Genomic DNA, 20,788 nt, shown 5'->3' with positions numbered 1-20,788 from the left:
CGCAGGAGCACTCAGTGAGTTTGACGGTCGGCTTCAAGGACGTGAGCAAGAGCTTCGGCCCCGTGCAGGTACTGCATGGAGTCAGTTTCGAACTCGCGCCGGGCCGGGTGTACGGGGTGCTTGGAGAAAATGGCGCCGGCAAGTCGACGCTGATGAAGATCCTGGCCGGCTACGAGGCCGCCAGCGAAGGCGTGGTGGAGGTGGGCGGGCATGTCGTGCGTTTCAAGGGGCCGCGCGAGGCCGAAGCGGCTGGTGTGGTGATGATCCATCAGGAGTTCAACCTTGCTGATGACCTCACCATTGCGCAGAACATCTTCCTCGGCCATGAGCGCAAGCGCTACGGGCTGCTGGACGAGGACCTGATGGCCAGGGAGGCCGGCGCTGCATTGCGCCAGGTTGGCCTGAATTGCAGCCCCTCGCGCCGCGTGGGCGACCTCATCGTGGCCGAGAAACAGCTGGTGGAGATCGCTCGCGCGCTCAGCCGGCGCGCGCGCGTACTGGTGATGGACGAGCCCACCGCCACATTGACGCCCTCCGAGACCGAGCGCCTGTTTTCCCTCATCGGGCAACTGAGAGCGGCAGGCTCCACCATCCTTTATATTTCCCACAAGCTGGACGAAGTCGAGCGCATCACCGACGAGGTGGTCGTCATGCGCGACGGGCGCTTCGTGGCTCGCCGGTCCACGCAGAGCGTGACGCGCCAGCAGATGGCGAGCCTGATGGTGGGGCGCGAACTGGCCGATCTCTTTCCGGGAAGGCTTCCCGTGGCGGCCGGCGCGCCCGTCCTGCTGGACGTGAAAGGCCTGACCGTACCCGGGTGGTGCCACGACGCAAGCTTCAAGGTGCGCGCCGGAGAGGTGCTTGGCTTTGCAGGGCTGGTCGGTGCGGGCCGGACCGAACTGTTCGAAGGGCTCCTGGGGTTGCGCCCCTCCAGCGCGGAATCTGTGCAGGTGGCAGACAAAACCTGGACGCGGCGCAATCCGCGTTCGGCCGCACGGCTGGGTCTCACGTATCTCAGCGAGGACCGCAAGACGCGCGGCCTGCACCTGCGCATGGGGCTGGCGCAGAACCTCACACTGATGGCGCTGGAGCGTTATGCGAAGCCGCTGCTCGACCCGCAACGCGAACAGTCGGCCCTCTCGGCTGCGACTGCGGCATTTGGCATCCGCACGCAACGCTCCGACATGCCTGCTTCCGCCCTGTCCGGCGGCAACCAGCAGAAACTGGCGCTCGCGCGGGTGTTACAACCCGATCCCAAAGTCGTGGTGCTGGACGAGCCGACGCGAGGGGTCGACGTCGGCGCCAAGCGCGATATCTATTTCCTGATCCAGCGGTTGGCGAGCGAAGGCCGCGGGATCATCGTTGTGTCTTCCGAACTGCTTGAACTTATCGGCCTTTGCCACCGCGTCCTCGTGATGCGGCAAGGCAGGCTTGTTGCCGAGCTTGCGCAAGACCAGCTGTCCGAAGAACTGTTGATTGCCCATGCAACTGGAACCCACTGATACCGCCGCCGCTCCAGCGCCTGTCGCCAGGCCGGCACTGCGCAAATGGCCCTCTTTCACGGGAGCCGGGCCACTGGCCGGGTTGGCACTTATGTGCATCGCGGGTGCGATTCTCAACGAGAACTTCGCCAGCCTCGACAATGCGATGAACGTGCTCACCCGCACGGCTTTCATCGGAATCATCGCGGTGGGGATGTGCTTCGTCATCATTTCCGGCGGCATCGATCTCTCGGTGGGATCCATGGCCGCGCTGATTGCGGGCAGCACGATCCTGCTGATGAATGCGGCAGCAGGCGCCGGCTGGAACCCCATGGCGGCCGTGGTGACCGGCATGGCCTTTGCCGTCGTGCTTGGCGCGCTATTCGGCTTGGGCCATGGGCTGCTCATCAGCAAGGGACGCATCGAGCCTTTCATCGTGACGCTGGGAACGCTGGGCATTTTCCGTGCTTACCTGACCTACTTCTCCAACGGCGGCGCTATCACGCTCGACAGTGCACTGGTCGATATCTACAGCCCGGTGTATTACGGCAGCTGGCTGGGGGTGCCGGTACCCGTGTGGGTATTCGCCGCCGTCGCATTACTGGGCGGCCTCGTTCTCAATCGCACTGCTTTCGGCCGGTACGTTCAGGCCATCGGTTCCAACGAGCAGGTTGCGCGCTACGCGGCCGTCGAGGTGGACCGCGTCAAGGTGCTCACATACATGTTGCTGGGCATTTGCGTGGGTATTGCCACCGTGCTCTATGTGCCGCGCCTGGGTTCGGCCTCGCCGAGCACCGGGCTGCTGTGGGAGCTGGAAGCCATCGCTGCGGTCATCGTCGGCGGCACTGCCTTGCGCGGCGGCGCCGGCGGCATCACCGGCACCGTAATCGGCGCCGTACTTCTCTCGGTGATCGGCAACATCCTCAACCTGACCAGCATCATCAGTGTGTACCTGAACGCGGCGGTGCAGGGCTTCGTGATCATCGCCGTCGCGTTCTTCCAGCGCGGGCGCAAGTAACCGGTTCCCCACAGGTGGCAAAGCTGCCGTTTCTCACAACATAAGGAGACAAACCATGAAATCACTGATAAGTCTGATGGCCGCAGGCGCCACAGTTCTCGCGGCGCTGGGTGCGGCACCCTCCGCCATGGCCCAGACCAAGCCCCACATCGGCGTTTCGATACCGGCCGCCACGCACGGCTGGACAGGCGGGGTCGTGTACTGGGCCAACCGGACCAAGTCCGAACTGGAAAAGCAGTACCCGGGCCTGAAAGTCACCATCAAGACGGCCGGGTCTGCTTCGGAACAGGCCAACCAGGTACAGGACTTGCAAACGGCCAACAAGATCGACACTCTCGTGATCCTGCCATTCGAGTCGGCGCCGCTCACGCAACCGGTCGCGCAGGTCAAGGGCAAAGGCGTGTACGTCACGGTTGTCGACCGTGGCCTGACGGATGTGAGTGCGCAGGACGCCTACGTTGCCGGCGACAACCCCGGCTTTGGCAAGGTATCGGCCGAGTACATGGCCAAAGCCCTGGGCGGCAAGGGCAACGTCGTAGTACTGCGGGGCATTCCCACGGTCATCGACAACCAGCGCGTGGACGCGTTCACGGCCGTGATGAAGAACTATCCCGACATCAAGGTTCTGGATGCCAAGCATGGCAACTGGAACCGTGACGATGCCTTCAAGGTGATGCAGGACTACCTGACCCGCTTCAAGCAGATCGACGCCGTCTGGGCCTCGGACGACGACATGGCGGTCGGCGTGCAAAAGGCCATCGCGCAGGCCAAGCGAACCGATGTCAAGCTCGTGCTGGGCGGCGCAGGTTCCAAGGACTACATCAAGAAGGTCATGGACGGCGACAAGATCGTGACGGCCGACGTCACCTACTCGCCCGCCATGATTGCCGACGCGATGAAGCTCACGGCCGCCGCGCGGGTGAAGGGCGAGAAGCTGCCGGCCACCACCATCATCCCGTCGGTGCTGGTGACCAGGGACAACGCCAAGCAGTACTACTTCCCCGATTCCCCGTTCTGAGGCAGCCATGGCAAGACCTGTCACTCTTTTTACCGGGCAATGGGCGGACCTGCCTCTCAAGGAGCTGGCACCCCTGGCACGCAGCATGGGCTACGACGGCCTGGAGCTTGCATGTTGGGGCGACCATTTCGATGTGCAGGAGGCCCTGGCGAGCGATCGCTACGTGCAGGACCGGCGCGATCTGCTGGAACAGCACGGCTTGCGCTGTTTTGCGATCGGCAGCCATCTGGTGGGCCAGGCGGTCTGTGACCTCATCGATGAGCGCCACAAAGCCATTCTTCCGGCGCACGTATGGGGCGACGGCGAACCTGAAGGGGTGCGCCAGCGCGCCGCGCGCGAAATGCAGGACACGGCGCGCGCGGCGGCCAGGCTCGGCGTGAAGGTCGTCACGGGCTTCACCGGCTCATCGATCTGGCATTCGCTCTATGCATTCCCGCCCACCTCGCAGGAATACTGGGACAAGGGCTTCACCGATTTCGCCCAACGCTGGAAGCCCATCCTTGACGTGTTTGACCAGCACAACATCAACTTTGGGCTGGAAGTGCACCCAACGGAGATCGCTTTTGACACCGCCTCGGCACAACGGGCTGTCGCGGCCATCGGTGGCCACAGGCGCTTCGGGTTCAATTTCGATCCCAGCCACCTGGGCTACCAGGGCGTGGATTACGTCAAGTTCATCCGCACGTTTGGCGATCGCATCTACCACGTGCACATGAAGGACGTATGGTGGGGCCGGGGCGACGGCACCGCCGGGGTCTTCGGCGGGCACACCAGCTTTGGCGACGCGCGCCGCCACTGGGACTTTCGCAGTGTCGGGCGGGGACAGATCGACTTCGAATCCATCATCGTCGCACTGAACGACGTGGGCTACAACGGGCCCTTGAGCGTTGAGTGGGAAGACAGCCGCATGGACCGGGTGCATGGCGCCACGGAAAGCGCGGCCTACAGCAAGCGGCTGGACTTCAAGCCGGCCGCGGGAGCGTTCGACGCCGTGTTCGACAAGGCCAAGCAGGGCGGGATGGCGGGCTCATGAGAAAACTGCGCTATGCGATGGTGGGCGGCGGGCAGGGTGCTTTCATCGGCGCTGTGCACCGCAAGGCCATGGCGCTGGATGGGCAGATGGAGCTGGTGGCCGGTGCACTGTCCTCCGATGCTGAGCGCGCTCGCGCATCGGGCCGCGACCTCGGCCTGCGGGATGAACGCAACCACGGCCGCTGGGAAGACCTGCTGGAAGGCGAACTGCGGCGCAGCAAGGACGAGCGCATCGATTTCGTTTCCATCGTCACGCCCAACCATGTGCATTTCCCCGTCGCCCGCGCGTTCGCCGAGGCGGGCATCCATGTGGTGTGTGACAAGCCGCTGGTCCATACCAGCGAGGAGGCAGCCGAGCTCGTTCGGGTTGTCAAGCGCAGCGGCTCCATCTTCGGTGTCACGTACAACTACACGGGCTATCCCATGGTGCGCGAGGCGCGTGACATGGTTGCGCGCGGCGCGATCGGTGTGGTGCGCAAGGTCATCGTCGAATACAACCAGGGCTGGCTTGCCACCCACCTGGAGGCAAGCGGGCAGAAGCAGGCCGACTGGCGGACGGACCCGGCGCGCAGCGGCGTGGCCGGCGCCATCGGCGACATCGGCTCGCACGCGGAAAACCTTGTGGCGACGGTGACGGGCCTGGAGCTGGAAAGCATCTGCGCGGACCTCACCATCTTCGTGCCGGGCCGGCGCCTTGACGACGACGGCAATGTCCTGCTGCGGTTCAAGAACGGCGCCAGGGGCGTGCTGATCGCGTCCCAGATCGAGGTGGGTTGCGAGAACGACCTGCGGCTGCGCGTGTTCGGCACCACCGGTACGCTGGATTGGCGCCAGGAAGAGCCCAACCGGCTGCTGCATGCTCCCATCGACGGCCCGGCCCGCATGTTGACGCGGGGCTCGCCGTGGCTCGGTGAGGCAGCCCGCCGCGCGACACGACTGCCCACGGGGCACCCCGAAGCCTTTATCGAAGCCTTTGCCAATGTCTATCTGGGGGTGGCAGCACATATCCGCGCGCTGCAATCCGGCAGTACGCCGGATCCGCTGGACGCCGACTATCCGCGCCTCGAAGACGGCGCCCGCGGTGTGCGGTTCATCGAGAAGGTGGTGCAGTCCGCGGCCAGCACGGCCAAGTGGACGCCGTTCGAGGACTGACCGATGTTCATGGGCATTGATCTGGGCACCTCCAGTGTCAAGGCGGTTGTGCTGGACCGTGGCCATCGCCTGGTGGCCAGCGGCTCCGCGCCGCTGTCGGTGGATGCGCCCCATCCCTTGTGGCGTGAGCAGCATCCCGCCGAATGGTGGCGTGCGTGCGATGCCGCTGTGGGTGCCGCTTTGCAGGAGTTGCGGCGCGGCGGCCGCACAGGCAGCGAGATCGAGGCCATCGGCCTGACCGGGCAGATGCACGGCGCGACCCTGCTGGATGCGCGCGGTGAAGTTCTGCGCCCGGCCATCCTCTGGAACGACGGCCGGGCGGCGGCGGAATGCGCGGAACTGGAGCGGGCGGTGCCGCGGTCACGTCAGATCACCGGCAACCTGATGATGCCGGGTTTCACGGCGCCCAAGCTGCTTTGGGTATCCAGACACGAGCCCGGCGTGTTCGACCGGGTCCGGCAAGTGCTGCTGCCCAAGGACTGGCTGCGCTGGCGCCTGACCGGCGACTATGCGACCGACCTGTCCGACGCATCCGGCACACTGTGGCTGGATGTGGGCAGGCGCCAATGGAGTGACGAACTCCTGGCCGCTTGCGGTCTATCCACCGCGCACATGCCCAGGTTGCACGAAGGCCCGGAGGTTACCGGCACCCTGCTGCCCGAGGTCGCGCAGCATTGGGGCTTGCGCGAAGTGCCGGTGGTAGCCGGTGCCAGCGACAACGCAGCAGGTGCCCTGGGCGCTGGTGTGGTGAACCCGGGTGAGGCGATGCTGTCCTTGGGAACGTCCGGTGTGGTGTTCGTGGCCACTGGCTCTTTTGTCGCCAATCCGCAGCAGGCGGTGCACAGCTTTTGCCACGCGTTGCCAGAGGCCTGGCACCTGATGTCCGTGATGCTGTCGGCCGCCTCGTGCCTCGAGTTCACAGCGGGGCTGCTGGGAGAGCGCGACGTGGCCGTGCTGCTTGCGCAAGCCGAGCAGCGTGGCCTGCGTGAAGATACGCCGCTGTTCCTGCCCTACCTGAACGGCGAACGCACGCCGCACAACAATCCGCATGCCAAAGCCGTGTTCTTCGGCATGCACGCAGGCACGCAGCGCGAAGACATTGTGAATGCCACCCTCGAGGGTGTGTGCCTGGGCATGGCGCAGGGGATTGCCGCGCTGCAGTCGGTCCAGCCGGGCCTGGCGTGCGTCAGCCTGATCGGCGGCGGCTCGCGCAATGCCTATTGGGCTCAAATGCTGGCCGACGCTACCGGCCTGCAGGTAGTCCGGCATGCGGATGCCGAGGTTGGCCCTTCGCTGGGCGCGGCCCGGCTGGCCTGGCTGGCCTGCGACCCGGGCGAAGCGGCGGAAATATTTCGTGCACCAGAGGTGACTGACGTATTCGAGGTGCGAACGTCCGAGCGCACGCGAATGCAGAACCGCGCCGCCCGGCTGGCAGGGCTGTACAACAGCCTCGCACCTCACTTTCAGCCATAGAAAGTGGAGTCGCCACCCGCGCGTTGGCGTGGCGATGGCATCTGCCACGACCTGCAGGCGCAGAGGCTCCGGCCAGGCTTCGAAGTCAGGATGCCTGTGGAAGGTAGCTGGGTCTGGCCGCTGTCATCCCGGCTTTGACATGTTGGGTGATTTCATCGGCCAGCACTTCATCAACGCCCGATTCGAGTCCGTCGAGCGCACGCTTGACGATGTCTTCAGGGCTGGACTTCGGAACCTCGAAGCCGCGCGTGAGGTCGGTATCGACATAGGCCATGTGCAGCCCCAGAACCTGCGTCTTTTGCGCCGCCAGTTCACTGCGCAAGGCATTGGTGAGCGACCAGGCCGCCGACTTGCTGGCCGAGTAAGCTGCCAACTCACCGCCGTTCACCCACGAGGCCACCGACAACACATTGAGCAGGGCGCCGCCGCCGTTGCCTTTGAGCACTGGCGCGAAGGCCTTGCTCATGCGCAACACGCCGTAGACGTTGGTCTCGAAGATGCGCCGGGTGATATCTTCACTGTCGGCCGCCAGAAAGCCACCCGGCTGGGCAATGCCGGCGTTGTTGATTACCAGCGTGACATCCGGCGCCAGCGCCGCGGCGGCCGCTACGTCTTCCGGCTTGGTGACGTCGAGCTTTAAAGCCTGAACGCCGGACAGGGTGAGGGTAGCGGGGTCGCGCGCAGCCGCGTAGACCTTGCGGGCGCCGCGGGCGAGCAACTCGCGCGTGAAGGCCAGGCCAATGCCGCGATTGGCGCCGGTGACGAGGACAACAGAATCTTTAATCTTCATGGAAATCTCCAAAGCAGGGAATAAACGGTTTCAGTTGCCGGCTTTCGGACCTTAAGGTTTGAAGTCTTCAGCCGCACTGACATGAACAAACTCACATGAAAAAACTCACTTGATCTTGATGACGACCTTGCCCTTGGCGCGGCCCGCTTCGACATAGGCCATGGCCTCGTTGGTCGATTCAAACGGAAAGACCCGGTCGATCACAGGGCGGATGACGCCGGCATCGAAGAGCCGGGTGATCTCGCGCAGCTGGCTCCCGTTCGCTTTCATGAAGAGGAAGGAGAAGCTGACGCCGCGGTTTTTTGCCTTGCGCCTGATGCCTGAACTCAGCAGCCGCATGACCAGTTTCACGAATCCGGATGCCGCGATCTCACAGCCGAATTCAGGATCAGGCGGGCCGGAGATGGAGATGAGCTTCCCGCCGGCCTTCAGAATGCGCAGGGATTTTTCAAGCGTCTTGCCATCCTGGCTGTTCAGGACCACGTCGTAATCGCGCAAGATGGCCTCGAAGTCCTGAGTCTTGTAGTCGATCACGACGTCCGCTCCCAGACTCTTCACAAGCGCGACATTGCCCGTGCTGGTCGTCGTGGCGACGATGGCGCCCAGGTGCTTGGCCAACTGGATGGCAAAACTGCCTACGCCGCCGGAGCCCGCCTGAATGAAGACCTTTTGCCCCTTTTTCAGCTGGGCCTTTTCAACCAGCGCCTGCCAGGCCGTCAAAGCCACCAGGGGAATGGACGCGGCTTCTTCCATCGTGAGCCCCGCAGGCTTGAGCGCCAGCGACGCCTCCTTGACGGGGACAAATTCCGCAAACGTGCCAATCCGGAAATCATCGGGCCGCGCATAGACCTCATCGCCCGGCTTGAACTGCCGCACCCGCGGGCCGACCTTGACGACCACTCCGGCAACGTCGTGGCCCAGGATGAGAGGCAGGCGATAGGGCAGTATGAGTTTGAACTCGCCGTCGCGGATTTTGAAGTCCAGCTGGTTCACGCCGGCGGCATGCACCTGGACCATGACCTCGTCATCGCGCAGCTCCGGGCTCGGCATGTCCGTCAGCCGCAAACTGCTCTTTTTTCCATAACGTTCAACGATGAATGCTTTCATGATGTTTTCACTGTTGGCATCACGTCGAGCCGCAGATCTTTTCGAATCCCGGCATCCACCAGACCAGCAGGCGCAAATGTGCGGAGCAATCGCAGGCGACTCGCGAGTCCGCCGGCTGTGTATCGGAGTTTGGGGCGAGCAGCGCCGGCAGCTTTCAGCACGACATCAGCCACGACGCCCGGCTGTTCCGCAGTGGCCATCACTTCCTTCACGCGCTGGTTCACGGCGGCGCGAACCTCGCGGTACTCCTCGAGCTTGGTGTCGGGTTCCAGGAAGTTCGCGTCGAACGGCGTCTTCGTGTATGCAGGCTCGATGACCGAGACCCGGATACCCCTGGTGCGTAGCTCATGGTCGAGCGACTCGGAGTAGCCTTCGATCGCATGCTTCGTCGCCGCATACAGTGCCCCGTACGGCATTGGCAGGAAACCAAGCACCGAGCCGATGTTGATGATGCGTCCCGCGCCCTGTCGGCGCATGTGCGGCACGACGGCGCGCGTCATCCGGACGATCCCGAAGAAGTTGGTGTCGAAGATAGCCTGGGCCTGCGTGATCGAACTCTCCTCCGCACCGGCTGGGGCGACCCCGAAGCCCGCGTTGTTGACCAGCAGGTCGATGCGGCCTTCAAGCTGAATCAGCTGTTGCACCGCGGCTTCAACCGACGCGTCCTGGGTCACATCCAGGGCCAGCATCTCGAAGGGCTGCCCGCCCGTCCGGCCGCCGCGCCGGCTGGTGCCGTAGACCTTGTAGCCGGCCTGCGAAAGCCGTAGCGCAACCGCTTCGCCTATGCCTGAGGAGGCGCCTGTCACCAGGGCAACTTTGTAGTGGGGGTTCATGGTGTTGTTCTTTCAGTGTGAGGTGAATTTGGCATGATGGTTGTCATATATAAGAGCGAAGAAAAAGCAGGAGTGCTTCAAAAAAAATGAATTCAGTGGGAGACCGGTACCAACTGCTTCAGCGCGGCTTCGCAAAAGCTGTCTGCCAGCGCGGGCTCGTCGACCACGCGCGCCAGCAGCAAGGTGCCGACCATGGTGGCAACCGTCGCCAGCGCGCGCTCGTGGGCGCCGGGCTGGCCCCAATCGGGCGACTGGCGGGCGACAAAATCCACCATTTCCTTGATGTGCCGGGTCGTTGCGCGGCGCACTTCAGGCGCCTGGCGCGGCGTCTCCGAACCCAGCGCGGCCAGGGGGCAGCCCATCTCCACCTGCTCCCGGTGTTCCGGCGAGAGGTAGGCGCGCAGCATGGCCGCCATGGCCTGTTCAGGCGGCGAGCCGGCCGCAACACCCGCCACCGCGGCAGCCGATTCGGCACAGGCCCGCGTTGCGGCTTCGGCCAGCATGTCCTCGCGCGACGCGAAGTGGGCGTAAAACGCGCCATGCGTCAGGCCGGCCTCTTTCATGATGTCGGCCACGCCGGTGCCGTCGTAGCCGCTGCGGCGGATTGCGCGTGCAGCGACGGACACGATGCGTTCGTGGGAGGCCTCTTTGGCGGCTGCTCTGGCATTGATTTTCGTATGTCGCATGATGATCATCATACCTCATTTCGCAAACGCAGGCAATGCGACAGGCGGCAATGCTCTCCGGCGGTGCCGCATAGCCGCAATGAATGAAACATCACAACGAAACGCAGAGGATTCGGGTTACCAATCCCAACCGCTAATTGATGGCCGCACTGCCTGACAGCGCAGCCCGCCTCGCCGCCATCCATGCCGAAAATTCTCGGCCACGGATGAATGAATCAACCGATCACTCCTCTTCGCATCGAGGCGCAGCAAAGCGCTGCATCAAGCGGACGATCCAGAAAACCCGGAGGGTTTCTGGATCATCGCAAGGTGTTTGCTGAAAGAGAGGTGTTCGCGCCGCGGCGGCGGCGCTGCTGTCTTCGTTCAGCTTGCGGAGCGACCTGTGCTGCTGGCCGCCGAGACGCTGCTGCCTTCGGGATAGGCATTGCCGGCGTTCAGCTTGTAACCTTCGCGTTGTGCCTGCTCCAGTTCGGCGCGGACTTCGGCGCGGGTCTTGGTGCCCGCAACAGGGGTGGCATCGGTTCCGGGGTAGCTGCTGTCGCTGTTGACCTGGTATGACGCGCGCGGCGATTGCGCCAACTCTGCGCGGACGTCGGCGCGGCTCAAGGTGCTGGCGGCGCTCACTTCATTGCCGGGGTAGTTGCTGTCCTGGGCAAAGCTGTTCGCGGAGGCGAGCGCTGCAAGGGCAAGAACGGATGCGGAAACAAGTTTCGTCGATTTCATGGTGAATTTCCTTTAAGAACAATTGTGAAAACAGGCGGGACGGGCGTTGTGCCCGTGAGGCCTTCATCGCTGAGTCGCGTTTTGAACAGGTGGCTCACCGATGTATCAAACCTTGTTCCGCGGCGCGGATACACAAGTGCGTATTGGCAGAACATTCAATTGTCGAAACCGGAACAATAACGGCGTGTAGTCCTGGAACTTTTTGGCGTTCAAAAAATTCGCCCACGTTTCTTCGCGATTTGTGAGGCGTGTTTTACGAAGGGTGAAATGCCATGAACTACGACAGCACCAAGGGAGGCTGCCACTGTTATGTGGGGCCGTAAGCCCGCTTTTCCACACCGGCCGCCCGGGTGAGTGCTTCTGCCGTGCGCCCGGCGCTGGCTTTAGTCCTGCCGCGCTTCCATTTTGCTGATCACAGCGCGTGTGTACTCGGTCATGAATTCCAGAAACACACTGGTGCGTGCCGGAATGAATTTGCGGCTGGGCAGCGCTGCATAGAGCGTGTTGGTGCCGGTGGTCCAGGGCGACAAAATACGGTGCAGTGCGCCGCTGTTGAGGTGGTTGGCCACGAGGTCGATGGATTGGCTCATGATGCCCGCACCATCCACACAGGCGCGTATCAGCGTGTCCGAATGGTTCACCAACATGCTGGGCTCTATCTGCACCTCCACTTCCCGATTGTTTTCCTTCGGGTTGAACAAGCGCCAGCTGCGGTGGCGGTTGGCCTGTGCCTTGATGCGCATGCATTGATGATGGGGCAGGTCTTCAGGTTGTGCGGGTGTGCCGTGGCGGCGCAGGTAGTCTGGCGAGGCGCAGAGAATACCGGCGGAAGACGCAATAGGCCGGGCGATGATGTTAGCGTCAAAGGTGTCGGCAGCGCCCAGCAGAGTGAGGTCGTAGTCTTCCACGGGCGGCATCAAGGGAGAGTCCACATAAATATCCAGTACGACCTTGGGGTAGCGCCGCGCGAACTCCGCCACCAGGGGCGCAATCACGTGAACGGCAAATACCGGCGGGGTCAGAATGCGGATGACGCCGGACATTTCCTGCGCATGGGCCTGGGCGGCGGCATGCGCTTCGTCGATGTCATCGAGGATGTGGCGCACCCGCGCCAGGTAGGCCTCGCCGGCGTCTGTCAGGGCCAGGCGCCGGGTGGTGCGCTGTAGCAGCCGTACGCCCAGGTGGTCTTCCAGGTCGCCGACCAGCCGGGTCACCACGGCGGACGACATGTCGAATTTACGCGCTGCCGCCGCAAAACTGCCGTCATCCACCACTTGCTGAAAAACGCGCATTGATTGAAGCCGGTCCATGGTTTACCCCTAAGTTAAGCCATTATTGTTGCTGATTTAACAGTAATGTATTGTTGAAATTGCTATTTTTTGATTTATTTGAATGGAATAAAGTTCATACATCGATGAGCCGAAGCCCACTACAAGGCGACTCACCGAGGCTGGACAGACGGGAAGATGAGCCCGCCATGCCCGGAACGTCACTTAACTTTGAGAGGATATTCATCATGAAATCGAACTTTATCGCCGCTTCCGTTGTGGCTGTTGCCGCCCTGACTTCCGTGGCTGCTTCTGCCCAAACCTTCAACTCCTACCTGTTTGACCAGATGCAGGCACCTGCGACCAAAACCCGCGCTGAAGTCAAAAGCGAAGTGGTGCACGCCCAAAATGCCGGCTCCGCTTCCAGCTACAACGGCGCCACCGCCCAGCAAAACCTCGGCGCTCCCCGCGCCGAGAAGGCCGGTGCAGCACCCCAGGCTGCGGCTGAACTCGTGAAGACCAGTCAGCAATAAGCCTGCTAAGGCGCCGGTAGCAGCCGGCTACAGCCCAATCGCCCCGGCAGCCAAAGGTTGCCGGGGCGATGGCATTTGGGCGTACGGGATTCACGCGGGTCCGCATACGGCCGTATCCCGGCCGCACTCTAGAATCCCGGACACCTTGAAAACCTCCACCACACCTTACGCCTTTGCTTTTGTCGCCGCACAGCTGTTGGCCCTGCCGGGCCTGGGTCTGGCGCTTTACCTGTACACCGTTGGCAAGATGGCAGGCAGTGGTGGCTGGCTGCCGGGAGTGTTCGAGCTGCTGTTTTCAGGCGTGGTGGTGCTGCCCGCCGTGCTGCTGTGCACGGTGCTCTTGCTGATTGCAGGCTTGTTCTCCCGGGTGCGGCCATGGGCTAGCCTCGTGCTGTTGCTGGTCAATACGGCCGTGCTGGCTGTTGCCTGGGCGATCAGTCCCTTCACCGACGCCGCGGAGCTGCTGGTCTGGGTTGCCACAGTGCTGTCAGCCGCGGCTGCGGCGGCGCTGGCGTGGCAGGCGTTTTCGCCGGTGACAAGGCCTGAGCGGAACATGCTGTGGGGCCAGCTCCTGCTGGCTGTCGGGCTTGGGATTGGATTGGGGCTGGCAGGCGGTGGCAGTCTCCCTGCTCCGCCACCTGCCGAGCCGGACCCCATGGCAGCGATACCGCCGGAGCGCGTATTCAAGGGACTGCTGGAGGGTAAGCCGGTGCACCTCGCGGTGCATGACTGCAAGGTCTACCGCGCCATACCAAAGGAGCCCAAGGGGGCCAGGGAGCCCGGAAAGGGCGGCGAGGGCGACTGGCAGATGGTGCTCGAACCCGATCTCTATCCCTTCTTCACGTATTGCGAGCGGCAGTCGCTGCAGGCAGACAACGGTGTCGTCACCGTTACCCTCGGGCGCATCGCCTTCGGTGCGGGGGGCTGCTGCGCCACGGGTGGCACTTACCGCTCCAGGGACGGTGAGCTGTGGAAGAAGCTGTGAAGTCCGCCGAGTAACGGTGCTGAATAGGGCGCCGAACAAGCTGCGTTCGAATCCGCAGGGCGTCAGGTTGCTATAAAAATAATAGCTGCTTGCGCAGGATCTGCTTGGGTCAAAGCCGGTTTTGCTTTGAAAATAGCCGTTTTTTGTTGTCCGGGGACGGCAAAAATCCCTGCCAGGACGCGGTTTCAGGGCCTTTTTATGTGCCAAATGTGCCGGCAGCCCAATAAGAACCTGCGCGAGCAGCTATCAAAAAGATAGCGATTCATCGATGCCTTCGGCCAACCCAACCGTTATCTAACCCGCCAGCGGCACCCAGTGGTTGTCCAGCCGCACATTTTTGAGCGCCGGCAAAGCCGTGCGGCCCGCGACGTCGCGTGTCAGTGCGGCGAGCCGTCCGCCGGCCCACAACATGGCGTCAGCCTGGCCCGCCGCGGGGGCCGACGTGACGGCGCAGGCTTCTTCCAGCGGAAAAAAACCTGTCCAGCGTCCATCGGCCTGCCACACAGCCACGCCGTTGGCGCGCGGGCAACCCACGGCAAAACCGCCGGCCGCCCAGGCGATGTCGCCGCCGTAACCCGCAAGCACCTGTCCGGCGCCTGCAGCGCAGGTTTGCAACTTGCGGCCGTCAAAAAGCGCCAACACGGGCGCGGCGGTTTTGGCCGCGGTGTCGTCATGCTCGGCCTGCAGCGCGATGCCCAAGACACGCGCGCCGCCCGCTACCGGCGCGCGGCCCCACGCCATATGACGCAGGCTCAGGCGCTTGTCGGCCAGGCGCCACTGGCCCAGCAGCGCGCCGCTTCGTGCGTCCAGCCGCACCAGCGAAGCGTCCATGCGGTCCATGTGAATTTTCAGCCGGCCGGTTTCAGGCAGCGCGGGAATGCCGCCGTTCGCGACGACCAAACTGCCGTCGTCGTCCAGCAAAAGTTCGTGCGGGTCCATGCCGTGGGTCGGCCATTCGGCAAATTTCTCCAGCGTGGCGGCATGACGCAGGCCGATGAGCCCTTCGCCGGTTTCCAGGTTTGTTTCGGTGGTGCAGAGCGTTCTGCCGTCGGGGCTGGCGATCACGTGGCCGTTGAAGGCGCGGTCGGGCTCGGCCCAACCCCAGGCGATGGCCTGGCCGGTGCCGTTGCTTTCGGGCTTCCAGCGCAGCAGCCAGTCGCCTGGCCGGCGGGCCACCGCCAGCAGCGTGCCGCTGCGCTCGACCCACACGCCATGGGCGCGCGTCGGTACGTCGAGTGCGGCGCTGACCCGGAGCGCGGCGCCGTGGTACGCCAGCACACCGACCTGGTAGCCGTGCGTTGCCTCCCAGGCGGCGGCCAGCTGCTGCGGCCGGCTAGTAGCGGTGGCAGCTGCCAGGGCGGGATTGAGCCAGGCGTTGGTGCCGGCCGCTGCCAGCGCCAGCCATTGCCGGCGCCGCAGTGTTGTCAGAGCCTCAGCCTCTTTCATGCAAATGCCTAATCGCCGTCAGCATCTGAAAAGCCGATGCTCACTTCCAGCGCGGGCGCGATGTCGGCTTCGGCGAGTTTTTTCAGGTCGGCCAGCGAGCGCCCGGCGCTGCCCATGCCGGCTTTGTTGGCGGGCGATGCGCTTTGCATGGCTTTGTCGGTTTTGTTCACCGCTTGCGCGAGCTGGTTGGCCGGCTCGTTGCGGCCCAGTCCGCGCAAATAGGTTTCCAGCGGCGCCAGGCCGGCACCGGGTAGCGGTGCTTCACGCGCCTGTGACGCGCCCAGTATGCGCAGCGCCTGCCATTGCGCGGCCCAGCGCGCCGCGGTCTGGCCGCTGGTGCTGCGCGCATAAGCGGCGTTGCGGTTACCTTGCGCCCCGGCCATGCGGGGCTTTTCCATCTCGGCCCAGCGCAGGCGTTCCAGCGAGCCGGTCCACTGGTTGACCAGCTCGCTCATCGCCGGCCCATTGCTTTCTTCCGACTCGCCGGGTTGGCGCGCTGCCAGCTCGCCGAAGGCTTTGGCCAGCGTGTCAGCTTCGCGCTGGATATCGGCAGCCACCTGCACGGCGTAGCGGCACGCCGGCGTGTCGGGTACTGACGACGAAACAGGCTGGCTCCACAGCAGCCATTCCAGCGCCGGCAAGCCCTTGGCCGGCGTGCCTATGCTTTCCATGGCGGCGGCATCTTGTGGCGCTGACTGAATCGCCCGCTTGATGAGCTCGGGCCGCGTCGGCGAAAAGTCGATCTGCCGCGCGGAGCGCCGCTGCACCAGCGGGCCGATTTGCACGCCGCTCAAGCGGTCCCAGGCGAGCGCAGTGGTTTTCCAGCGATCGCGGGCCTGCTCCAGTCGGGCAGCGGCAGTGTCTGCATTCGCATCGCACACCGCAGAGACCGCTGACGGCAAGGCACCGGCCTGTTCGGCAAACGCAGCGGCCTGCGGCGCGTACCAAAAGCGATAGACGCCGCGCATGAAATCACCCGCCGTATAGAACGGCACGGCAACGTTGGGCGCGACGGTTTGCGCGTGCAGGGCGCCGCAGGCCAGCAGGGAAAGCACGCCAGCTACAGCCAGCAGGGCAGGCCGGCATGGAGAGCGAAGCGTATTCATGAGGCTCATAACGACTCGAGAAATTTCACCAGCGCAGCGCGCTCCTGCGCATTCATCCGCAGGACTTTGTCCTTGCTGGCCTTGGCTTCGCCGTCGTGCCACAGCACGGCTTCCAGCGCGCCGCGCGCACGGCCGTCGTGCAGCAGGCGGTTGTGGCCGTTCACGTCGGGCACCAGGCCGATTCCCCACAGCGGCGGCGTGCGCCACTGGCGGCCGTTGGCCAGAAAGTCGGGCCGGCCGTCGGCCAGGCCTTCGCCCATGTCGTGCAGCAGCAGGTCGGTGTAGGGCCAGATGGTCTGGCCCTGCACGGCCTTGCTGCCCAGCCGCGGAAATGGGCTTTCGCCGGTGACGTAGCTCGGGCGGTGGCAGGCGGCGCACTGGGCTTCGGCAAACAGTTTCTGGCCGCGCACCACCTGGGCATCGCGCGGATTGCGGCGCGCCGCCGGTGCCAGCGTGGTTTCATAAAACACCACGTCGTTGAATGTTTTTTCGTCGATCTCGCTCGCCTTGCCCTGTGCGCCGCGCGGCGCCGCCAGGCAGTCTTTCTGGGCCGCTGTGCAGGTCTCTTTCGGAAAGACTGGCGAGGTGATGCCCATGTCGCCGAGGAAAGCGCCGGCGGTCTGGTGCGCCAGGGTGGCCACATTGGCCTTCCAGCCGAAGCGGCCTGTGCGCATCTGCTGCGTCGGCGCGTCCCACACCTGGTTAACGACGCCGCGCACCGGGCTGTCGGAGGCGGCCTGCTCGCGCGCATTGCGCAGGATTTCCGCTTCGGGAATCGCTTCGAGCAAACCCACGCCAGCCATCTGCGGCGCGATGCGCGGGCTCACCATCACATCTTTGGCCATCGGGCCGTAGTTGAGTTTGCTGAAACCGTAGCGGGGCTTTTGCAGCTGGTAGGGTGTGCCGTCGGCAAACTTGCCGCGCACCACGTCGTAGCGCAGCGAGATCTGCCCCTCGGGCATCACGCCCTGCACCGCGAAATTGGAAAACTGGTCACCGTATACCGGGTCCGGCAGCGGCCCGCCGTGCGCGCCCTTGCCCGGCACCGACAGGCGCAGCAGCAGGCCGACCGGCTGGTCGGCCAGGCCGCGGTTGAAGTCGGGCGGTGCGCCGCGCCCGTCCTGCACATGGCAGCCGCCACATGAGCGGGCGATGAAGTGCGGGCCCAGGCCGTCACGCGCGGTGGTGGAGGATGGCGCCTGTACCCAGTTGCGCTTGAAGAAAGAATTGCCGATGACAAACCGCGTGCGTTCCTCATCGCCCAGGTTGGCCAGCGGAAATGAAAACGCGTTGTGGCCGGTGGCAAACACCGTGGTGTCGCCGCCGGTTTTTTCGTCGTCGGGCGCCGGGCCGGCGGCTTGCGCACCCGGCCCTGCCGACGCCCAGAAGGCCAGCCCCGCCAGTCCCGCTGCGGCCACGCAGGCAAGCACTGCACGCGCAGGGCGCGTGACCCTCCAGGACAATGCGGCGTCGACCATTAAGGTTTGGCCAGGGTCAGCTTGGTGATGCCGGCGGCGTTGGCGGCTTCCACCAGGTCCTTGCTTTGCTGCACCAGGCTGTCGACGGTTTTTTGCACGCGCAGCCGGCCGGGCGCGTCTTTGGTGCCAACGATTTCGCGGTCAAACGGCGCCTGGATGCCTTCGGCGGCGGCGACGGATGCTGCGATCTGTTTGCTGGTGCGGTCTGCCAGTGCCGGGTTTTTCACCGCCACCAGGTCACGCAGCGACGGGCCGGCCAGCGTCGTGCCGTCGGCGCGTTTGTACTGGCCGAGCCAGGCGTTCTGGATGCCTTTGGCGTTGTTCACCACATCGCGGTGCGTGTTGTCGGAAAAGCATGAGTGCTCGTCTTCCTGGTCCTGGCTGGCCAGGGCGACTTCGAGGCGTTCACCGGCGAGCTCGCCGCGCGAGAGCGAGCCCAGGCCGACAAACATCTTGCGCACGGATTCCAGGCCGCCGCGTTCGAACTTCGCTCGGTAAGACGTCGACGTGGGCGCCCAGGCTTTTGAGAGGCTGCCGAGGTCGTCGACGAGCAGTTCGGTCACCACCTTGAGGTATTGGCGGCGGCGGTCGGCGTTGGATTTCTTGCCGTCCACAAAATCTTCAAACGAACGGTTGCCCGGGCCGGTGGTGCTCAGGTCCTGGCCCCACAGCAAAAATTCAATCGCGTGCCAGCCGGTGGCGATGTTTTCTTCGCCGTTGCGCTCATTCAGGCTGGCCAGCCGTTTTTTGTTGATCACGGCCTTGCGGTTGTTGATGATGCCGGCGTTGGGCGCGTCCTTCACGTAGTCGACATAGGACTCGTCCATGGGCCAGGCATTGATGCGGCCTTCGGGCCCGTTTTTGTCATCGATCGGGCCGCCGTAAAAACGGAAGGCCTCGGTCTGGCCGTAAAACTCTCTGGCGTCCAGCCAGGCCTTGCGCGCGGCCTTGAGGCCGTCGTCCGAAGGTGCGTCGGTAAAAGCCTGCACCGCTTTTTGCAGGATCAGCGTGCTGGCCAGCGTGTCGTCATAGTTTGACTGCACCAGGTGGGCGTAATGCTTTGCCACGGCGGCTGCCGTGGTGGCCGGCGCTGCCACTGTGCCAGGCGCGGTACCGGCCGATGCTGTTGCTGCGGGCTGGGCCATGGCCGGCACGGCAAGCAGGGCCACCAGGGCGGCAAGGATGGCGGGTTTGATGGCTGGTTTCACGACGACTCCTGTGTCTTTGTTAATCGGTCAAAGTGCGATTATACAAATGAGAATCGTTATCGTTATCAATAACGTGACATTCTGTGAGGCTGTGCGGACGCCCGCCGGACCGCTTGTTCAGGGCCTGCGGCGTTTTCCCGGTTTGCGCGCCTCATAGCGCTTCATCAACGGCGTGACCGAAATGCCGTGGGCAATCACCGACGCGACGACCACCGCGAGCGTGATGGACAGCAGCCGCTGCGCGAGCGCGGGCGGGAGGTGGTGGTTGATGGCATAGAGCAGGTAATACAGCGAGCCGATGCCGCGAATGCCGAACCAGGCCATCAGGCGGCGCTGCGAGCCCCTGACCGGGGTTCCCAGCAGCCCGATAAAAACCGCCGCCGGCCGGATCACCAGGAACAGCGCGGGAATAAACCACAGCACTTCGCTGCGAAAGCGTGTGGTGGCCACCAGCACGCCCACGGCCAGCACGATGGCAACTTCCACGAAGCTTTCCAGCTGGCTGTTAAAGCGTTCTACTGCACGCATCATGTGGGCGGGGGCTTCCGCGCCCGAGGCTTCCTGGTCATCGGGGCTCAGCGTTTCGTCGGGCGCGGCTGCTGCCGGGGGCGCGGGCCGCGCATCGGGCTCGTCGATGCGGCGCAGCGCCAGGCCCGCCGCAAACACCGCCAGGAAGCCGTAGGTGTGAAAGAGCAACGCCAGGCCGTACGTCAACCCGATGAGCCCCAGCGCGATGAATTCGTCCGAGCCCAGCGCTTCGCGGTGGCGCATGCGCAGGTAGAGGATGGCGCGGCCCACCAGCGTGCCAAGCAGCCAGCCCAGGGCCAGACCGCCAGCCACGGCCCACAGCACGTCGACGGCCCACCAGCGCCAGCCGCCTTCGCCGAGTTCATGCAGGCCCAGCAGGCCCAGCCCGAGCATCACAAACGGAAAGGCGGTGCCGTCGTTCAGGCCGCCTTCACCGGTGAGGCCGAAACGCAGGCGGTCGCGGTCGCCCGGGTTGGCCACCTGCACGTCGGAGGCCAGCACCGGGTCGGTCGGTGCGAGGATGGCGCCCAGCAGTACGGCGGCGCCCACGGGCAGATCCAGCACATAAACACCCAGTGCGGTGATGGCGGCCACGGTAACCACCATCGACACGGTTGCGAGTTGCACCGGAATGCGCCAGCGGCCATCCCGCACGCGGAACTCGAGCTTCATGCCGGCGGTGAACAGCGAGATCAGTACCGCCACCTCCGTGAGGCGCTCCAGCAGCACCGTGTTCTTGAGGGCGTCGAGTTTGAGCAGCCCCAGCCCGACGGGACTGACCGCCACACCAACGCCGAGGTACAGCATGGCGGCACTCAGAGGCAACCGTGCTATGAAAGAGCCGCCCAGTGTCATGGCAATCAGCAGCGCACCGGCCACGATGCAGGCCAGCGTGAAAGTGGTGGGCTCGGCAAAAGTCATCG

The 20,788-nt window shown here is 64.3% G+C and carries 19 protein-coding genes; 8 read left to right on the top strand and 11 right to left on the bottom strand.

The annotated features are described in order from the left end of the window. Window positions 1-14 precede the first annotated feature (14 nt). From AC1DYR_RS21050 to xylB, 6 genes are read left to right on the top strand one after another with little or no spacing between them, the layout of a single operon-like run. The gene (locus tag AC1DYR_RS21050; protein WP_477706807.1) at window positions 15-1,502 is read left to right on the top strand and encodes a sugar ABC transporter ATP-binding protein; all 1,488 of its coding nucleotides are present in this window, start codon (window positions 15-17) and stop codon (window positions 1,500-1,502) included. Beyond that, window positions 1,483-2,499, top strand: coding sequence for an ABC transporter permease (locus AC1DYR_RS21045; RefSeq protein WP_477706806.1), 1,017 nt, complete (start codon window positions 1,483-1,485; stop codon window positions 2,497-2,499). Before AC1DYR_RS21050 ends, AC1DYR_RS21045 begins: the two co-directional genes overlap by 20 nt. 55 nt (window positions 2,500-2,554) lie before the next feature. Further along, window positions 2,555-3,517: an ABC transporter substrate-binding protein gene (locus AC1DYR_RS21040; protein ID WP_477706805.1), complete on the top strand. Its 963-nt coding sequence runs from the start codon at window positions 2,555-2,557 to the stop codon at window positions 3,515-3,517. Between the two features lie 7 nt (window positions 3,518-3,524). Next, entirely contained in the window at window positions 3,525-4,550 is a 1,026-nt protein-coding gene (locus AC1DYR_RS21035; protein WP_477706804.1) for a sugar phosphate isomerase/epimerase family protein, read from the top strand. Further along, a complete protein-coding gene (locus tag AC1DYR_RS21030; protein WP_477706803.1) occupies window positions 4,547-5,701 on the top strand; it encodes a Gfo/Idh/MocA family protein in 1,155 nt (384 codons plus the stop codon). Before AC1DYR_RS21035 ends, AC1DYR_RS21030 begins: the two co-directional genes overlap by 4 nt. Window positions 5,702-5,704: 3 nt before the next feature. Continuing rightward, window positions 5,705-7,174, top strand: a complete 1,470-nt coding sequence (gene xylB, locus AC1DYR_RS21025) for a xylulokinase (RefSeq protein ID WP_477706802.1) — start codon at window positions 5,705-5,707, stop codon at window positions 7,172-7,174. An 85-nt stretch (window positions 7,175-7,259) separates the two neighbouring features. Here the strand turns inward: xylB and AC1DYR_RS21020 are convergent, their stop codons facing one another. The 6 genes from AC1DYR_RS21020 to AC1DYR_RS20995 all read right to left on the bottom strand — a co-directional run bounded on the left by AC1DYR_RS21020 (window position 7,260) and on the right by AC1DYR_RS20995 (window position 12,623). After that, window positions 7,260-7,964: an SDR family oxidoreductase gene (locus AC1DYR_RS21020; protein ID WP_477706801.1), complete on the bottom strand. Its 705-nt coding sequence runs from the start codon at window positions 7,962-7,964 to the stop codon at window positions 7,260-7,262. Between the two features lie 105 nt (window positions 7,965-8,069). Next, entirely contained in the window at window positions 8,070-9,071 is a 1,002-nt protein-coding gene (locus AC1DYR_RS21015; RefSeq protein WP_477706800.1) for an NADP-dependent oxidoreductase, read from the bottom strand. After that, window positions 9,068-9,904 (bottom strand): oxidoreductase, encoded by an 837-nt coding sequence (locus AC1DYR_RS21010; RefSeq protein ID WP_477706799.1) that lies wholly within the window; start codon window positions 9,902-9,904, stop codon window positions 9,068-9,070. The genes AC1DYR_RS21015 and AC1DYR_RS21010 overlap by 4 nt, the downstream gene beginning before the upstream one ends. 92 nt (window positions 9,905-9,996) lie before the next feature. After that, on the bottom strand, window positions 9,997-10,602 hold the full coding sequence (locus tag AC1DYR_RS21005) for a TetR/AcrR family transcriptional regulator (RefSeq protein ID WP_477706798.1): 606 nt from the start codon (window positions 10,600-10,602) through the stop codon (window positions 9,997-9,999). Window positions 10,603-10,953: 351 nt separating this feature from the next. Beyond that, entirely contained in the window at window positions 10,954-11,313 is a 360-nt protein-coding gene (locus tag AC1DYR_RS21000; protein ID WP_477706797.1) for a DUF4148 domain-containing protein, read from the bottom strand. A 383-nt stretch (window positions 11,314-11,696) separates the two neighbouring features. Further along, a complete protein-coding gene (locus tag AC1DYR_RS20995; RefSeq protein WP_477706796.1) occupies window positions 11,697-12,623 on the bottom strand; it encodes a LysR family transcriptional regulator in 927 nt (308 codons plus the stop codon). Window positions 12,624-12,829: 206 nt separating this feature from the next. Here AC1DYR_RS20995 and AC1DYR_RS20990 point away from each other — a divergent pair, with 206 nt between their 5' ends. Both AC1DYR_RS20990 and AC1DYR_RS20985 read left to right on the top strand, forming a co-directional pair. Continuing rightward, window positions 12,830-13,114: a DUF4148 domain-containing protein gene (locus AC1DYR_RS20990; protein ID WP_477706795.1), complete on the top strand. Its 285-nt coding sequence runs from the start codon at window positions 12,830-12,832 to the stop codon at window positions 13,112-13,114. Window positions 13,115-13,259: 145 nt separating this feature from the next. Next, complete coding sequence (locus AC1DYR_RS20985) at window positions 13,260-14,099, top strand: hypothetical protein (protein WP_477706794.1); 840 nt, start codon at window positions 13,260-13,262, stop codon at window positions 14,097-14,099. A gap of 294 nt (window positions 14,100-14,393) precedes the next feature. Here the strand turns inward: AC1DYR_RS20985 and AC1DYR_RS20980 are convergent, their stop codons facing one another. The 5 genes from AC1DYR_RS20980 to AC1DYR_RS20960 all read right to left on the bottom strand — a co-directional run bounded on the left by AC1DYR_RS20980 (window position 14,394) and on the right by AC1DYR_RS20960 (window position 20,786). Continuing rightward, window positions 14,394-15,545, bottom strand: a complete 1,152-nt coding sequence (locus AC1DYR_RS20980) for a DUF1513 domain-containing protein (protein ID WP_477706793.1) — start codon at window positions 15,543-15,545, stop codon at window positions 14,394-14,396. Between the two features lie 8 nt (window positions 15,546-15,553). After that, entirely contained in the window at window positions 15,554-16,651 is a 1,098-nt protein-coding gene (locus AC1DYR_RS20975; protein ID WP_477706792.1) for an imelysin family protein, read from the bottom strand. Window positions 16,652-16,656: 5 nt separating this feature from the next. Next, complete coding sequence (locus AC1DYR_RS20970) at window positions 16,657-18,129, bottom strand: di-heme oxidoreductase family protein (protein ID WP_477706791.1); 1,473 nt, start codon at window positions 18,127-18,129, stop codon at window positions 16,657-16,659. Beyond that, the gene (locus AC1DYR_RS20965) at window positions 18,129-19,274 is read right to left on the bottom strand and encodes an imelysin family protein (RefSeq protein WP_477706829.1); all 1,146 of its coding nucleotides are present in this window, start codon (window positions 19,272-19,274) and stop codon (window positions 18,129-18,131) included. Before AC1DYR_RS20965 ends, AC1DYR_RS20970 begins: the two co-directional genes overlap by 1 nt. Before the next feature lie 180 nt (window positions 19,275-19,454). After that, window positions 19,455-20,786, bottom strand: a complete 1,332-nt coding sequence (locus tag AC1DYR_RS20960; RefSeq protein ID WP_477706790.1) for a cation:proton antiporter — start codon at window positions 20,784-20,786, stop codon at window positions 19,455-19,457. Between the last annotated feature and the right edge of the window lie 2 nt (window positions 20,787-20,788).

The sequence above is a fragment of the Polaromonas sp. P1_F9 genome (assembly GCF_056405615.1).
This window is presented reverse-complemented; position numbering and strand designations above follow the sequence as displayed.

Bases quoted from the DNA above. Each gene is read 5' to 3' on its own strand.
- AC1DYR_RS21030 (WP_477706803.1), top strand. From the start codon at position 4,547: ATGAGAAAACTGCGCTATGCGATGGTGGGCGGCGGGCAGGGTGCTTTC.
- AC1DYR_RS20975 (WP_477706792.1), bottom strand. From the start codon at position 16,651: ATGAATACGCTTCGCTCTCCATGCCGGCCTGCCCTGCTGGCTGTAGCT.
- AC1DYR_RS20980 (WP_477706793.1), bottom strand. From the start codon at position 15,545: ATGAAAGAGGCTGAGGCTCTGACAACACTGCGGCGCCGGCAATGGCTG.
- AC1DYR_RS20960 (WP_477706790.1), bottom strand. From the start codon at position 20,786: ATGACTTTTGCCGAGCCCACCACTTTCACGCTGGCCTGCATCGTGGCC.
- AC1DYR_RS21020 (WP_477706801.1), bottom strand. From the start codon at position 7,964: ATGAAGATTAAAGATTCTGTTGTCCTCGTCACCGGCGCCAATCGCGGC.
- AC1DYR_RS20970 (WP_477706791.1), bottom strand. From the start codon at position 18,129: ATGGTCGACGCCGCATTGTCCTGGAGGGTCACGCGCCCTGCGCGTGCA.
- AC1DYR_RS21005 (WP_477706798.1), bottom strand. From the start codon at position 10,602: ATGATGATCATCATGCGACATACGAAAATCAATGCCAGAGCAGCCGCC.
- AC1DYR_RS21035 (WP_477706804.1), top strand. From the start codon at position 3,525: ATGGCAAGACCTGTCACTCTTTTTACCGGGCAATGGGCGGACCTGCCT.
- AC1DYR_RS21045 (WP_477706806.1), top strand. From the start codon at position 1,483: ATGCAACTGGAACCCACTGATACCGCCGCCGCTCCAGCGCCTGTCGCC.
- AC1DYR_RS20995 (WP_477706796.1), bottom strand. From the start codon at position 12,623: ATGGACCGGCTTCAATCAATGCGCGTTTTTCAGCAAGTGGTGGATGAC.
- AC1DYR_RS21010 (WP_477706799.1), bottom strand. From the start codon at position 9,904: ATGAACCCCCACTACAAAGTTGCCCTGGTGACAGGCGCCTCCTCAGGC.
- xylB (WP_477706802.1), top strand. From the start codon at position 5,705: ATGTTCATGGGCATTGATCTGGGCACCTCCAGTGTCAAGGCGGTTGTG.
- AC1DYR_RS20965 (WP_477706829.1), bottom strand. From the start codon at position 19,274: ATGGCCCAGCCCGCAGCAACAGCATCGGCCGGTACCGCGCCTGGCACA.
- AC1DYR_RS21000 (WP_477706797.1), bottom strand. From the start codon at position 11,313: ATGAAATCGACGAAACTTGTTTCCGCATCCGTTCTTGCCCTTGCAGCG.
- AC1DYR_RS20990 (WP_477706795.1), top strand. From the start codon at position 12,830: ATGAAATCGAACTTTATCGCCGCTTCCGTTGTGGCTGTTGCCGCCCTG.
- AC1DYR_RS21015 (WP_477706800.1), bottom strand. From the start codon at position 9,071: ATGAAAGCATTCATCGTTGAACGTTATGGAAAAAAGAGCAGTTTGCGG.
- AC1DYR_RS21040 (WP_477706805.1), top strand. From the start codon at position 2,555: ATGAAATCACTGATAAGTCTGATGGCCGCAGGCGCCACAGTTCTCGCG.